14 protein-coding genes are annotated in these 15,309 nt (G+C 58.8%); 1 reads left to right on the top strand and 13 read right to left on the bottom strand.

The annotated features are described in order from the left end of the window. Window positions 1-10: 10 nt before the first annotated feature. From ACN0TA_RS12230 to ACN0TA_RS12265, 8 genes are all read right to left on the bottom strand, one after another. Window positions 11-1,204, bottom strand: a complete 1,194-nt coding sequence (locus tag ACN0TA_RS12230) for an aminotransferase class V-fold PLP-dependent enzyme (protein WP_417583278.1) — start codon at window positions 1,202-1,204, stop codon at window positions 11-13. Window positions 1,205-1,214: 10 nt separating this feature from the next. Continuing rightward, complete coding sequence (locus ACN0TA_RS12235) at window positions 1,215-1,709, bottom strand: RidA family protein (protein WP_417583280.1); 495 nt, start codon at window positions 1,707-1,709, stop codon at window positions 1,215-1,217. A gap of 12 nt (window positions 1,710-1,721) precedes the next feature. Next, window positions 1,722-2,708, bottom strand: a complete 987-nt coding sequence (locus ACN0TA_RS12240) for an ABC transporter ATP-binding protein (RefSeq protein WP_417583282.1) — start codon at window positions 2,706-2,708, stop codon at window positions 1,722-1,724. Beyond that, the gene (locus tag ACN0TA_RS12245) at window positions 2,705-3,721 is read right to left on the bottom strand and encodes an ABC transporter ATP-binding protein (protein ID WP_417583284.1); all 1,017 of its coding nucleotides are present in this window, start codon (window positions 3,719-3,721) and stop codon (window positions 2,705-2,707) included. Before ACN0TA_RS12245 ends, ACN0TA_RS12240 begins: the two co-directional genes overlap by 4 nt. Next, entirely contained in the window at window positions 3,718-4,935 is a 1,218-nt protein-coding gene (locus ACN0TA_RS12250) for an amidohydrolase/deacetylase family metallohydrolase (protein ID WP_417583286.1), read from the bottom strand. The genes ACN0TA_RS12245 and ACN0TA_RS12250 overlap by 4 nt, the downstream gene beginning before the upstream one ends. Then, entirely contained in the window at window positions 4,936-5,802 is an 867-nt protein-coding gene (locus tag ACN0TA_RS12255) for an ABC transporter permease (RefSeq protein WP_417583288.1), read from the bottom strand. Beyond that, window positions 5,802-6,743: an ABC transporter permease gene (locus ACN0TA_RS12260; RefSeq protein ID WP_417583290.1), complete on the bottom strand. Its 942-nt coding sequence runs from the start codon at window positions 6,741-6,743 to the stop codon at window positions 5,802-5,804. The genes ACN0TA_RS12255 and ACN0TA_RS12260 overlap by 1 nt, the downstream gene beginning before the upstream one ends. A 149-nt stretch (window positions 6,744-6,892) precedes the next feature. Then, window positions 6,893-8,425, bottom strand: coding sequence for an ABC transporter substrate-binding protein (locus ACN0TA_RS12265; protein WP_417583292.1), 1,533 nt, complete (start codon window positions 8,423-8,425; stop codon window positions 6,893-6,895). Between the two features lie 194 nt (window positions 8,426-8,619). Between ACN0TA_RS12265 and ACN0TA_RS12270 the strand changes: the two genes are divergently transcribed. Next, entirely contained in the window at window positions 8,620-9,654 is a 1,035-nt protein-coding gene (locus tag ACN0TA_RS12270; RefSeq protein ID WP_417583294.1) for a cation diffusion facilitator family transporter, read from the top strand. Between the two features lie 53 nt (window positions 9,655-9,707). On the opposite strand, the gene ACN0TA_RS12275 is transcribed toward ACN0TA_RS12270, so the two are convergent. From ACN0TA_RS12275 to ACN0TA_RS12295, 5 genes are read right to left on the bottom strand one after another with little or no spacing between them, the layout of a single operon-like run. After that, complete coding sequence (locus ACN0TA_RS12275) at window positions 9,708-11,522, bottom strand: M24 family metallopeptidase (protein WP_417583296.1); 1,815 nt, start codon at window positions 11,520-11,522, stop codon at window positions 9,708-9,710. Then, on the bottom strand, window positions 11,515-12,510 hold the full coding sequence (locus ACN0TA_RS12280; protein WP_417583298.1) for an ABC transporter ATP-binding protein: 996 nt from the start codon (window positions 12,508-12,510) through the stop codon (window positions 11,515-11,517). The genes ACN0TA_RS12275 and ACN0TA_RS12280 overlap by 8 nt, the downstream gene beginning before the upstream one ends. Further along, window positions 12,507-13,484, bottom strand: a complete 978-nt coding sequence (locus tag ACN0TA_RS12285; RefSeq protein ID WP_417583300.1) for an ABC transporter ATP-binding protein — start codon at window positions 13,482-13,484, stop codon at window positions 12,507-12,509. Before ACN0TA_RS12285 ends, ACN0TA_RS12280 begins: the two co-directional genes overlap by 4 nt. A 4-nt stretch (window positions 13,485-13,488) precedes the next feature. Beyond that, a complete protein-coding gene (locus tag ACN0TA_RS12290; RefSeq protein ID WP_417583302.1) occupies window positions 13,489-14,337 on the bottom strand; it encodes an ABC transporter permease in 849 nt (282 codons plus the stop codon). After that, window positions 14,334-15,275, bottom strand: a complete 942-nt coding sequence (locus ACN0TA_RS12295) for an ABC transporter permease (protein WP_417583304.1) — start codon at window positions 15,273-15,275, stop codon at window positions 14,334-14,336. Before ACN0TA_RS12295 ends, ACN0TA_RS12290 begins: the two co-directional genes overlap by 4 nt. Between the last annotated feature and the right edge of the window lie 34 nt (window positions 15,276-15,309).

The following is a 15,309-nucleotide window of genomic DNA, read 5'->3' on the forward strand; positions in this document are numbered from 1 at the left end:
CCAGCGCGTACTAATCTGGCCAGTTGAGCGCGGCTTTCTCCTGGGCAAGAAGACGCAGACGCAAATCGGAAACGATAGGCGTATTTGATTTGCGGGCGGCATCGAGTTCCTCTTTGAGCCGTTCGGCAACAACGACTTCTTCGTCCGGGTGCAGATTGCAGGGGTCGAGATAGAAGTAATTGTGCTCGACCTCGTGGTCGCGCACGATCACAGGCCGGTCGCCCTGCGCCAGGCGGTCTGCGAGATCCCAGGCCGATATGTTGGCTTCCTGCGGGTCGATAAGAACCTTGAGCCGGTCGAGAGGGTTCTGGGTCGGATCGGGATCGGTGATCGCAGTAACGCCGGCGCGCCCTTCAAGTGTCTCCTGCCAAAGATCGAGCGCCTTTTGCTCGCGCGCCCTGATACCAGCATGATCGCGCGTTTCCCAAGCCTCCAGCGCCGCTATAGCGCCGCCAACGCCTTCCTTGCCGACTTTCATGCCGCGACCTACGCCACGGTTCTGTAAGTAACACGCCGAGACAAAATCCTTCTTGCCGGCAATAAGGCCCGATGTCGGGCCGCCCAAGAATTTGTGGCCGGAGTAAAGGACAAGATCGGCGCCGGCCCTGAAAAATTTCTCCAGATCGTATTCGGAAGCAGCATCCACGATGACCGGCACGCCTTTTTCATGCGCAACTTCGCAAAAGGTCTCCAGCGGGATTTGGCCGTAATTAACAACGTGGTGGGAAATGACATAGACAGCCGCTGCCGTTTTCTCGGTGATGGCGCCGGCCAACTGATAAGCGTGCGCACTGGTCGCCTGTCCGACCGGGACGACTTTTGCACCTGAAAGTCGTATGCCCTGCTTGACCGGCGCGCCATAGGACACCATGTGCCCGGTCTGAATCAGAATTTCATCCTTGAGCCCGCGTGCATCGGGCAGCCGCTCGATGGCGGCAAGATCCTTGCCGGTCATGGCGGCGGCGCAGGCCAAGGTTATCGCTGCCGAACATGACGCGGTAACGCAGCCAGCTTCGGCGCCGGTCAGCCGTGCGATGGTGCGCGAAGCGATGCGTTGCAAATCGGACATTTCCGTCCATTGCGAGAGGATTGCAGCCATGGTTTCGACAGCGTGAGGTACCACGATCGAAGCGCCTAGCGAGGTCATCGTCCCCGAGCAGTTTATAACGGGGCGCAGTCCGAGTTTTTTGCGAATATCGGTCATTGAAGTTGTCTCAATTGTCTATGGCGACGATGGCTTCGATTTCCACCGTTATCGCATTGGGAAGCGAGGAAAAGCCGACGGCGGAACGGGCGTGGACACCCTTTTCTGCAAATACGGCATTGAACAGGTCCGAGCAGCCGTTGATGACTTGGGGGTGGCCTGTGAAATCGGAGGTTGCATTGACCATGCCGAGCACTTTGACGATGCGACGCACCCGACCAAGATCGCCCAGAGCATCTTCCATGACGGCAATCAGATTGAGGCCGGTCAGCCTGGCGTGCTCATAGGCGTCATCGATGGAAACATCCTGACCAACCTTGCCCGTATGGCGGCGCCCATCCGGATAGGTGGGCCCTTGTCCGGAGAGATAGAGCATGTTGCCTTCGATTACATGGGTCACGAAATTGGCGATCGGTGGTGCAGCCGGGGGCAACGTGAGCCCCAGCGCAGCAAGCCGATCATAAGGGCTTTGGTCCGTGCGCTTTTTCGCCTCGGAGACAGTCATGGGAAACTCCAGTTAGGACGCCTGCGCCAGTTCGTTGTGGCGTATACAGGCAACGTGATGGTCCCCGCCGACAGCGTCGGTTGGCGGGATGATCTGGGCGCATGCCGGAATGGCATGCGGGCAGCGTGTGCGGAACACGCATCCAGATGGTGGATTGATCGGGCTGGGAATGTCGCCGGCCAGCGGCACATGCTCGCGTCGACGTGTCGGGTCAGGAATCGGGGCCGTTGCCAATAGCGCGCGCGTATAGGGATGGCGCGGGTTGGAATAGACTGCGCGGGAGGGACCGCGCTCCATGATCCGGCCCAGATACATAACCACAACCTCGTCGCACAGATATTCGACCACAGACAGGTCATGGGCAATAAACAGCAAGGTCAGGCCCAACCGTTTTTGCAGATCGCCTAGAAGGTTGAGAACCTGGGCCTGTACCGAAACGTCCAGCGCCGAAACCGGCTCGTCGGCAACAACAAATTCAGGCTCAACGGCTAGCGCGCGGGCAATTCCGATGCGCTGACGCTGTCCGCCGGAAAACTCGTGAGGAAACCGCTTGGCATGCTCTGGGGCCAACCCGACCAGCGTCAATAGTTCCGCCACCCGATCTTTGCGCTTTTCACCCTTTGGGTAGCTACAGGCATCGAGCGCTTCCCCAAGGATCGCCTCGATCCGCATGCGTGGGTTGAGTGAAGAGAACGGATCTTGAAAAATGATCTGCATGCGCTGGCGATAGGCTCTCATCTCCCGCTCCGAGAGCGCAAAGATATCGGTGCCATCAAATACAGCCCTGCCGCTGGTCGGCTCGATCAGACGTAACAACGTCCGACCAGCAGTTGTCTTTCCAGAGCCGGACTCACCCACCAGCCCAACGGTAGTCCCTCGCTTGATTGAAAAGCTGACATCCTCAACCGCGTGTACGGTTCTGCCTCCCCGGCCCGGGAAGCGCTTGACCAGCCCTTCTATGGTGAGCAGCGGTGCCTCGCTTTTAGATGTAGCGCTCATATTTCAGCACTCCTGAGGCAACGCGCCAGCCGGCCAGTGCCGGCGCTTTCAAGCTGGGGCGGAATGGTGGTACAGGCCGAAATCGCATAACGGCACCGCGGTTGAAACGCGCAGCCGGGCGGCAGGGCGGTGATGGGCGGGACTGAGCCGGGAATTGAGTAAAGTGCCTGGCGTTCCCCATCGGGGGCTATGTCGCGCTGCGCACTGGGGGTGCAAGCCAGCAAACCCTTGGTATAGGGATGCTTTTGATTTTCAAACAGGGGCACGACAGGCGCTTGCTCCACGACCCGGCCGGCATACATCACCACCACTTCATGGGCGATTTCTGCGACGACGCCGAGATTGTGGGTGATGAACAGGATCGACATTCCGAACTGCGCCTGCAGCCGACGCAACAAATCGAGAATTTGCGCCTGGATTGTCACATCGAGCGCTGTCGTCGGCTCGTCGGCAATCAGCAGCGATGGATTGCACGCCAGCGCCATGGCGATCATAACCCGCTGCCGCATGCCGCCTGACATCTGGTGCGGGTAATCGTCGAGCCGGTTGGCAGCATCCGGGATTTCGACGTGCCCCAGCATTTCCAGCGCCCGCCTGCGGGCCCGATCGCGCCCGATATTCTCATGGAGCGCGATCATTTCGCCGATCTGATCGCCAACTGTGTAGAGCGGATTGAGGCTCGTCATCGGTTCCTGGAAGATCATGGCGATCTCCCGTCCGCGTAACTTGCGAAATCCGCGCTGGGAGGTCCGGGCCAGATCGTGAACCTGACCATGGGAATCCCGAAACAGCACCTCTCCGCTTTCAATGGCACCCGGACGAGACAGAAGCCCCATTATCGATAACGAGGTCACCGATTTCCCCGAGCCCGACTCCCCCACCACAGCCAGGGTCTGACCGCGTTTAAGGTCGAACGTTACCCCGTCAACAGCCTTGGCCGTAAGGCGTTTGGTTTTGAACCAGGTGCGCAGATCCCGCACCGAGAGAATCGTGTCAGGGGCAAGCTCTATCATAGCGCCCACCCGCAATGCGGGCAGTTGGCCAGTTGGGATCCCGGTGCAGGTTGGTAGCGATGTGCGCCGATTGCCTTTGCACCCAGGATGGCATGACGCGGCTCAAAAATCTGGTGTAGCGTCGATGTGATCCCCTTGGAATCCTTGACCTCGATGTCACTTTTTCCCAGATCGAAAATTGTGAACTCGGCAGGTTTTCCCTTGGCAAGAAGGTCGGTGTGATCGCGATGGATCGCTTTGCGCGGGGCGATGGTTGCTGCCTGGATTACGTCCTCGAAACCCATACCCAGCGAGAGCAGTTTGGACATAGTGGTGCCCATGTCCCAAACTGCGCCATCCATTGAACGGTTGTGCAGGTCGGTCGAAATGGTTTGAGGCAGCATGTTCTTGTCGAGCGCGGCCTTGGCCACTTCGAACGAAAACGACGCCCCACCGTGCCCGACATCGAGCACCACGCCGCGTGCTGCAGCGTCCTCGACGAGTGCGTATAGGTCCTCGTCCTCAAGGATCGACCCTCCAACCTTGCCGTTAAAGCAGTGGGTAACGATGTCCCCTTCGGTGAGCAGGGCAAGGATATCATCGTAGAGCGGGGGCGGTTCGCCCACATGCACCATGATTGGCAGCTTGAGAACGCGCCCGAGCTTTTTTGCCAGCTTGACGGGCACCAGATCCCAACCACCTGAAATGACCGCGCTGGCGCGCACTTTCAGCCCGACGATGACGTCGCGATTGGCTTCGACGGTGGCGACGATCCGATCGATGTCGATCGATCGCATATCCTGCAGCTCGGTCACCCGGTTACAGGCAACCAGGCCGATCGAGCCAATGTTGAGAAATGCATAAACGTTCTCAACGGCTGGTTCGATCATCAGTTCGCGCAAGCCGTGGAAATTGGCTTCGCCCGCCGATCCGGCATCGACCATGGTGGTCACGCCGTGGCGTGCGCCGCACTGCTCTGGCCTGAGGGAAACGTCGGTCCCGCCATACCAGATGTGGGTATGGATATCGGTCCAGCCCGGCGACAGAAAGCTGCCCTTGGCATCGAGGACTTCAGCATCCTGGGGCGCGCTAAGGATGGCTCCGGTGTCGGCGATCTTGCCGTCGGTGCCGACCAGAATGTCGATCGGAGTATTGGTAACCCCAGCAAACCCGATCGGCTTGGCGTTGCGGATCAGAAGCGGTTTTTCGGCGGGGGGAAATTGATTGCCGATCATTTAGATGTCCTTTGCAAGACGGGGGTCGAGGAGGTCACGCAGTCCGTCGCCCAGAAGTTGCAGGGCCAGAACGGTGATTACGATAGCGAGGCCGGGATAGAGCAGCAGCCAGCTTGCCGAATTCATGAACTGGCGGCCAGCCGAAATCATAGTGCCCCAGGTCGGGATGTCGGGCGAAATGCCCACCCCGAGAAACGATAGTCCGGCCTCGGCCAGAATGGCTTGAGCAAAAATGAAGGTGCCCTGCACCAGAAGTGGCGAGGTGACATTGCGCAGTACATGGCGCACTAGAATGACCGGGGTTGGGACAGCCAGCGCACGCGCAGCTTCCACATAGGGCAACTCTCGGATCACCAGCGTGGAGGCGCGCACGACCCGTGCCATGCGCGGCGCATAGACGATCCCCAGCGCAAGAACGACATTGAATGCGGATGCGCCAAGGGCAGCGACCAGTGCAATTGCCAGCAAGATGTCGGGAAACGCCATCATGGCATCGATGACCCGCGAGACCGGCGCATCGGCTTTGCGGAAGAACCCGGCAAAAAGACCCAGCACGATACCGATCAGCGATGAGACGATGACCACAGAAAAGGCTACTGAAAGTGATGTTTGTCCTGCGTAAAGGACACGCGTAAGAATATCGCGGCCCAACTCGTCTGTACCCAGCCAGAACTGGCCATTGGGCGCTGTCAGCCGGTTGACGATGGACAATTGGCTCGGGTTGTGAGGGGTAAGCAGGGGCGCAAAGATTGCAGCAAGCACCACCAGCGTGATCACGATCAATCCCGCAGCAGCTGTGGGCCTGGCAAGAAGCCGGATCAGCAGGTTGGGCGTCTTGCCATGTACGGAAGAAGCGAGCGCAGCCATCAGTACCTCACGCGCGGATCGACGAGCAGGTAGAGCATGTCGATAAGAAAGTTGACCAGGACATAGAGCCCGGCGACGATCAGCAGTGCGCCCTGAATGACCGGGTAGTCACGTCGCAACACCGCCGAAACGATCAGATTGCCCACGCCAGGCAGTGCAAAGACGGTTTCGGTAACGATGGCACCCGAAATCAGCAGTGCCGCTGTCAGCCCGACCACCGTGAGAATAGGGATGAGCGCATTCTTGAGCGCATGGCGGACGACGACGCGCCATTCGCTCATCCCTTTGGATCGTGCCGTGCGTACATAGTCATCATTGAGCACGTCGAGCATCGAGGCGCGGGTAAAGCGCATGATGAGCGCCGAGGAGACAATCCCCAGCGTGGTGGCAGGCAAGACGAGATGGTAAAGTCGCTCGCCGAGCGGAGAATAGGGGCCGCCATATCCCGACGTGGGGAACCAGCCAAGGCTCACCGCAAAGGTCTGGATGAAAATCAGTCCAAGCCAGAAGCTGGGCACAGACGCTGCGAACATGGCGAGTGAGGTCATGATTTGATCGAACCACGACCCGCGCCAATAGGCCGATGCTACGCCGATCGGCAGGGCAATCACAGTCGCGATGGCAAGGGAAAATACGGTCAGAAAGAATGTGGGCTCGGCTCGGAGCCACAAGGCCGTGGTCACCGGTTGGCCAAGAAAGATCGACTGCCCGAGATCGCCGCGGAATATACCGCCGATATAGGAGATGAACTGCTCGAGGATCGTGCCGTCCAGCCCCAGCCGCTGGCGCAGAGCTGCAACATCGGCTGCGGTGGCGTCGGGGCCGAGCATAACGGCAGCAGGATCGCCCGGCGTTACCCGCACGATGATGAACACAATGGTGACGACGATGGCCATCACCGTTGCCATGCCGATCAGTCTGTTGAGCGCTGCGCGAAGCATGTGTCGAGTTTCCAAATTCGATGCGGAGGGAAGGATGGTCGTACCCGAGGGGCATGGCAACATCGATTGCCGACCGTCCCTCCCTCCGGGGTCTCCCTGAGCGCCGCAATTGTCCGGAGGAGAGGCAAAACGGCGCGCCAGGGAGGAGCTTACTGGTCGAGCCAGGCGTTCCAGAAATACGGCCACGGTGCCGGGTTCATACCCTCGAGAGCGGGGGACTGAGCGGCGACGGCGTTGAAATTGCCAACCTTGAAGGCGGGCACTTCTTCGTAAATTGCTTCCTGGACGGCCGCCCACAGTTCAACCCGGGCGTCGGGATCGGCTTCCGCGTTAAAGGCGCCAAGCGCTTCGTGCTTGGCATCCGACACCCACCAGCCCGGTGACGAGTCGGACATAATGCCGGTCAGTGAGGGTTCGGGCAGGAACGGGGAGTGGGTGATATAGATGTCCCACAGCGCGGGGTCGGTGCGGCGCTGGGTCAGCGTCGCCCATTCTACGACGTCGAGCTGCACATCAAAGCCTGCAGCTTCGAGATAAGCTTCGGCCACCTGTGCCATCGTGTAATGGAACTCATATTGGCGCGACGTCAGAATGCGCAAAGGCGAGCCGTCATAAGATGAGCCTTCGAGCAATTCTGTTGCCAGGGCGGTGTCGCCCATCGCTTTGTACGGATCTGTGCCGGCTTCGGTGTGCCAGACATACCCTTCGGGGTACATTGCGCCATCGACCGAGAAGAAGTCTTCAGACCCAAACGCGGCCAGCAGCATATCCTGGGGTGCGAGGGCTGCCTGGATTGCTTTGCGCACGGCGATATCGGAGTTGACGCCTTCGGCGGTGTTCATAACAAAGACTGGCCAGCCAAAGGGGGCCAGCATGACCGGGTCGGTATTGCCTGAAGCGATGCGATCATAGGCTTCCACTGCAATGGAATCCACATAGTCGAACTGACCTGCAACAGCACCTTCGATGCGGGTGTTGGGATCTGGAACGGGCACGAAACGAATTTCGTCGAGATATTGATGGCGCCCGCCACCATAGCCATCAGCGTCTTCATCGCGCGATGCGTAGTCTTCGAACCGCGTGAGCTGGATGTACTGATCGGGACGACGTTCGGCCAGTTGATAGGGACCTGTGCCGACAAAATCTTCCATTACGTCGTTGCCGGCAATCTCGGACGGGATGACAATAGCGGCCGAATTGTTCAGGGAAAGCAGGGAAAGCAGCGGCGCGTAGGGTCCGCTCAGCGTGATCTGGACGGTCTGGTCGTCGACGGCCGCGACGCTCTCGACAGTTTCTGCCGTTTGCATGCCGCGGCTGGCGATGCGCAGCCAGCGCTCGAGCGAAGCCACCACGTCTTCGGCTGTCATCTCTGAGCCGTCGTGGAAGGTGACGCCGTTGCGCAGCGCGATTGTATAGACGGTGCCGTCTTCGGATATTTCCGGCATGTCGGCAGCCAGTAGCGGAACGACTGCCCAGTTGGCGTCGAACGTATAAAGCGTTTCAAACATGTGCTGGGTGATGATGCCGACAAGGTCTGCTGTCGATGTCATGGGGTCCAGAGTTGGCGGCTCGCCGATGGTTGCGACATCGATCGCCCCACCCTGCGTTTGCGCCATGGCAAAACTTGGCAAACACATGCCCGCCAGGGCAGCGATGGACGCTGCCTTGAGAAAAGTCTTCATAACGATGCTCCCTTTGTTCAATGATACATAATTATGTAATATATATCATTGTTCTGTCATGAGAGCAGAGCCTTTCCATTTCGTCAAGCCTGGACAGCGTCAACGCGCAGTTCGGTTTGCCGGTTCGTTCGTATTGACAAATGAACATGTATTGATATGACGTGTATGTCGATCCGCATTAGCCAAGAGTAGTCATGTCCAGCCACACAGAAAATCCGGGCCACAGTCACGATCACGATCACGATCACGATCACGATCACGACGACCATGACCATGTCGGCCATAGTCACGCCGGCCACATACATGATCATGGCGACGGCCATCACAGTCACGCGCCAGAAGTCGGGCCCAACAACGAGCGTGTCGTTCTGATCGGCTTTATGTTGACCGCCAGCTTCATGGTCGCCGAGTTTATCGGTGGCATCTTGTCGGGTTCGCTGGCACTTGTTGCTGATGCCGGGCACATGCTGACAGACGCAGCGGCATTGGCGCTGGCTTGGGCTGCCTTCAAATTTGGTCGAAAGCTTTCCGATTCAAAGCGCACCTTTGGCTATATGCGCCTTGAAGTGCTGGCCGGGTTCGTCAACGCCATAACGCTGTTCGCTCTTGTCGGCTGGATCACCTATGAGGCCATACAGCGTCTGTTTATGCCCCATCCGATTCTGGCTGGTCCAATGATGATCGTTGCCATCCTTGGACTGTTGGTCAATATCGGCGTGTTTTTCATGCTCAGACAGGGCGATACCGATCACGTCAATATCCGCGGCGCCATGTTGCATGTCATGGGCGATATGCTGGGGTCGGTCGCAGCGATTGGGGCTGCAATCGTCATCTATCTGACCGGCTGGACGCCGATCGATCCCATCTTGTCCGTGTTGCTCTCAGCCCTGATTCTGCGCGCCGCCTGGGCGCTGCTGCGCAACGCTGTACAGATCCTGATGGAAGGCACGCCCGGCAATATCGAGATTGAGGCAATGCGCAAGCATGTGCTTGATGAGGTGCCCGACGTCGAAGACGTTTCCCATGTCCACGTCTGGTCGATCACCTCGGGCAAGCCTGCAGCAACAATGGAAATCTCGCTCAAGGCCGATGCCGATTTCCGCACCGTATCCCAGCGGGTCAAGGCGACGCTGGCCAAGAGTTATGCAATCGGTCACGCAACTGTCGAGATCAACTGGGCAAACCACCCTGGGAATTGCCCCTTGGGAGAAACGCCCGCCGGCCATTAGACACAAAATCCGTGCCGCCATTTGCAACAGCGGCGGCACGGTCACGACAGCATCTACGACGCAGCGAAAGTCTCAGTGCTTTCTACAAGCCGCGCCATAAAGCCCGCAGCGCGTTCCGTGAGAGCGCCTGACAATATCGCCTGGACGTCGTGATGGTATTGTTTGAGCCACAGCTTTTGTTCGGTGCTCATCACCTCGCCAATCAGGGGCCCGATATCGATGGGGGCCCAGGTCAGATTTTCAAACCGAAGGAAGCCATCATCGTCTTCGACAATCGCGCATTGATTTTCGATACGAATACCGTATCGGCCCTCGACATAATGACCGGGCTCGATGGTGATAATCATGCCGGGCACAAGGTCGACGGGATTATGTTGCTTGCCGATCCGTTGCGGGTGCTCGTGCACTGAAAGCAGATGACCGACGCCGTGACCGGTTCCGTGGTCGTAATCCATGCCAAGATCCCATAGGGGGCGGCGGCAAACGGCATCGATATGATGGCCCTGGGTGCCCTTGGGGAACCGCAGCGTCATGAGTGCATGGAATGCCTTGAACACTGCAGTGTAAGCCGTTCGATACGCTACGTCGGATTGGGCGCCCAAAACGAAACTGCGCGTCGCATCGGTTGTTCCGGTCTCATACTGTCCACCGGAATCCAGCAGGTATGGTGCGTGCCACGTGATGGGGGCAGAGGCGTCCCGATCGCTGGCGTAGTGACACATCGCACCATTGCTGCCGGCTGCAGAGATGCTTCGGAAGCTCTCATAGAGAAAGCCGGGCTGCTGCTGGCGTAGGCTCAGGATGCGATCTTCAGCTTCGATCTCTGTTATCGGGGCGTTTGTGGCATCTCGGCTCTCGACGTTTTCGTGCAGCCAAGCGGAAAATTCCGTCCAGGCAACGCCATCGCGCACATGGCAGTTCTTCATGCCTTCAAGTTCGGCATCGGTCTTTTTTGCCTTGGTCAGCGTCGTCCAGCTGCGCTCGGGCACCACCGAGCCGCCGGCACCTTCAACCGCCAATTGCACAGCCACAGGCGAAAAATCTGGATCCAGCGCGACCTGACTGCCCGCATGGGTCCGCTTTGCGATAAAGGATATCAAGCTCTCGGGGGCATGAATGTTGAGTTGGTCGACGTCCGGCAACTCGTCCATATTGCCCAGCTTGCGCCGATCGACGAACCAGTCGACCCGGCCCCCCCGATCGCAGACCAAAAAGCTCTGTACGATTGGATTGTACAGAACGTCGCTGCCACGGACATTGAGAAGCCAGGCAATGTTATCGGGCTGGGTTTCGACGCTGAAATCGAGGCCTTCGGACATGAAGTGGCGTTTCAGACGCTCGATCTTGGCGGCCGACGTCTCGCCGCTCTGTGCGACCTGCATTGGCAGCACTTTGCCGACCGGCGCTTCGGGCCGATCGGTCCAAATAGCGTCAATAAGGTTGGGCGTAATCGCGACCAGCTGGCCACCATGCTTGCGCAGGGCGCGCGAAAATCTGTGGTGCCAGGAGGGCGGAATGAGCATTGGATCGAAGCCAACCTGGGCCCCGTTCGGCAATTGAGCAAGAAACTGCTCTGGTGGAGCTTCGGTGATGTGCGTGATTGCGAAAACAGGGTCTGCGCACTGTCGGCGCGCCTGCACTGTGTAGCGGCCATCCACAAACACTACGATCTTGTCCTTTGTGACGATCGCCATGCCCGCCGATCCGGTAAACCCGGTCAAATGGGCCAGGCGCTCGTCGCAGGGGGCCGTATATTCACCCTGATGCGCGTCAAACCGGGGCACGAGATAGGCGTCAATCTGGTGCTCGACCATTTGCTGCACCAGCGCTGCGTGGCGCGATCGGACAGGAGTTAATCGGTCATTCATTAATCAGGTCCTCGGCATAGTGGCACGCAACCAGCCCTTGGCCGCGAAACGCGCGCAATTTTGGTACGTCCGAACTGCAATTGTCCTGCGCAAACGGGCAGCGGACGTGGAATGGGCAGCCGGACGGTGTGTTGATCGGGGAAGGCAGCTCGCCTTTGAGCGCCAATTTCTGGCCCTTATGGTCCGGGTCGACCGACGGCGCCGAGCGTAACAGCGCCTTGGAGTAGGGATGAGCGGGTTGCGAGAACAGCCCTTCGGACTCCCCGATTTCTACAATTCGTCCAAGATAGATCACTGCAACCCTATGGGAAACATGTCTGACCAGCCGTAAATCATGGGCAACGAACAGAACCGTCAGATCCAGCTTGGCCTGTAGCTGCAGCAGCAGATTGACCACCTGGGCCTGCACCGAAACGTCGAGTGCTGAAACCAGTTCATCGGCGATCAGCACTTCAGGTTCAACGGCCAGCGCTCTGGCAATCGCAATGCGCTGGCGCTGTCCTCCTGAAAACTGGTGCGGCAGCTTGTCAGCGGAATCCTGGGGCAGCCGGACAAGCTCCAGGAGTTCGTCAACCCGCGCCCCCACTTCAGAAGGAGGGCGCATCTTGTGAACGGTAATGGCTTCAGAAAGGATCTGCCGGGTCGTCATGCGCGGGTTCAGCGATGAGTAAGGATCCTGAAACATCATCTGCACGCGGCGATTATAGGTCCGGTCGCGTCTGCGCCCCGGCGTCACATCGACGCCCTCGAAAGTGATCTGCCCGGATTTGGGGTGGGTCAGGCCAACTATCGTCTTGGCAAGCGTCGATTTTCCGCACCCGGATTCCCCGACGACGCCAAGTGTCTCCCCCTTGGCGATTGAAAACGAGACATCGCTGAGCGCGCGAACCTCCCGGCGTGGGCGCCGCAGTGCGATATCCACAAGGCTGCGTGGCATGGCAAAAGTGACTGTCAGTTCGTCAATGCGCATCAAGTCGGCGTTCGTCATGCACGTTCCTCCTCGACAGGGTGATGACAGGCAAATTCTCGGGCATCCTCGGACCGCAACATAGGCAGGACAGCTCGGCATTCATCGCTTGCGCGGCCGCAGCGTTGTGCGTAGGCGCAACCGGCGGGAAGATGGGTCAGCGCTGGTGGTGTGCCTTGAATCGAGAACAGCTGGGTGCGCGGTGCCTCGTTCGTCGGTACCGATTGCATGAGGCCCTTGGTGTAGGGATGCCGGGGGCGCCTCAGGACATCGCGGACGCTTCCTTTCTCAACAATGCGGCCAGCGTACATCACGGCGACAGTGTCGCAGGTCTGGGCTACCACGCCCAGATCGTGTGTGACCACGATTACCCCCATATCCATGTCGGCCGCCAATTGCTTGAGCAGGTGCAGAATCTGGTCCTGAATGGTGACGTCGAGCGCAGTCGTCGGTTCGTCGGCAAGCAAGAGCCGGGGACGGGGGGCCAGCGCTATGGCGATCATTACGCGTTGGCGCATCCCCCCCGAGAACTGATGGGGGTAAGCGTTGATCCGGTCCCTGGGTGACGGAATGCCGACCTGGTCCATGACTTCGAGCGCTCGCGCCCGACGTTGATCTCTGTCCAGCGACGTGTGCGCACGCAGGCTTTCGTCAATCTGTCGACCGACGGTTAAAACCGGGTTGAGCGAGGTCATGGGTTCCTGGAAGATCATGCCGATTTCTCCGCCACGGATTGGGCGCAGCTTGGCTTCGTCGAGGCCAATCAGGTCCTGCCCTTGCCATGCGACCTTGCCGGTGACCGTTGCCTTGGAGCGGATCAGACCGTGCAACGAGCGCAGCAGCACGCTTTTGCCAGAGCCGCTTTCGCCCACGATGCCGAGAATTTGTCCGGCAGCAACCTCGAATGAAACGTCTGAAACGGCTGGCAACGGAATGGGGCCGACATTGAGTGTCGTTGACAGGTTCTGAACCGACAACAGAGTTTGCGATTCCATATCGTTACCCTTTCGGACGGAGCAGATCGGCAAGGGCGTCGCCGAGCAGCGAAAAGCCGAGCCCGGTGACAACGATAGCGATCCCCGGCATCAGACTCATCCACCAGGACGTTGTAATGAAGTTCCGTCCGTCCGCGATCAGAACGCCCCATTCGGATTGGGGCGGTTGAGCGCCAAGCCCGAGATAGCCCAATGAGCTGCCCAGAAGTATCGCCAGCGCCATGTCCGTCATCCAATAGACAAGCACGGGCGTAAACGCGTTTGGCACGATGTGTCGAAATAGGATCCGGCGATCCGAATAGCCCAGAACGTAACCTGCTGCGACATAGTCGTTGGCGCTCTGGCTGATCACTTCGGCCCGCATCAACCGCGCGTAATAGACCCAGCCAACAAGCGATATGGCGACATACATGTTGAGAAGGCCCGGGCCGAGCACGGCAACAACGGCAATCACCAGCACGATAAACGGGAAGGTGATCACCGCGTCGACGATCCGGCCGAAAATGACGTCTGCCCAGCCACGATAATACCCTACAAGCGCCCCGATGATCGTGCCGAAGCTCATCGCGAAAACTGTAGCGAAAAAGGCAATCTGCAGATCGATTGGGTAGGCCCAGATGACCCGCGATAGGCTGTCGCGGCCCAGCATGTCGGTGCCGAACGGGTGGGCGAAGCTGGGCGCCTGCCGCACGGCTGTATAGTCGATGTAGTTGGGATCATAAGGTGAGAAAAAACCAGGGAAGATGGCCAGTGCGAGCGATCCGCCCAGAATGGTGAGTCCCAATAGAAAGCTTGGCTTTTGCATGGCCCGGCCCAGAAAGAGGCGCGCTTTGTCAAAGGGGGTGTCTCTCATTTCAGCTCCACCCGCGGATCGATCCAGGATTGAGCAAGGTCGGTGATCAGAAAGACCAGCGACACAAGCAATGCGAAGGTCAGGGTCAGGCCTTGAATGAGCGGGTAGTCGCGCGCAAAAATCGCCTCAAGCATCAGCCGCCCCAAGCCAGGAACGGCAAAGACCGTTTCGGTCACAAGTGTTCCACTCATCAGATTGCCGATCGAGAGCCCGATGAGGGTTACAGTCGAAATCAGCGTGTTGCGAAGCACATGGTCAGTGACGACCACCCGGTTGGGTAGGCCCTTGGCGCGGGCAAATTCCACGTAGTCGGCTTCCAGCACATCGATGATGGCCGAGCGTAGATTGCGCATGATGATTGCTGATGTGTAGAACGCGACGGTTACCGCGGGCAGGAACAGATGATACGCCCGGTCGAAGAAACTCTCGCCGTAGCCCCCGACTGGAAACCAGCGCAGTTGCGCGGCAAACAGCGTGAGCAGCAAGAGGCCGATATAGAACACCGGCATGGACAGACCGACCTGAAAAAGACTTCTGATCACATTGTCGACGCGCTGACCTTTGCGCATCGCTGCCCACAGCGCCAATGGACAGGCGATGGCGACCGAAAGGGCAATGGCATAAACGGTCAGAAACAGGGTCGTGGGCAGGCGTGCAATGATGATGTCGAGCACGGGGCCGCGCAGCAGGATCGAATGGCCAAGATCCCCTCTGACAAGATTTGAAATGAAGATGAAGAACTGGACGACAAGCGGCTCGTTGAGACCGAGTCGCTCCCTTATGGCGTCCAGATCAGCGTTGGATGCGCGATCGCCGGCCAGCGCGATGGCCGGGTCGCCGGGCAAGGCGCGCACGAGCAGAAAGACGATGATGGCTACCAACAAGAACGTTGGCAGCATGAACGCCAGTCGCTTCAGCGTATATTGAAGTGTTTGCATGGTACTAGGGGCGCCCGATGCAGGGATCGGGCGC

The organism is Pelagibacterium sp. (assembly GCF_048264985.1).
Classification (GTDB): domain Bacteria; phylum Pseudomonadota; class Alphaproteobacteria; order Rhizobiales; family Devosiaceae; genus Pelagibacterium.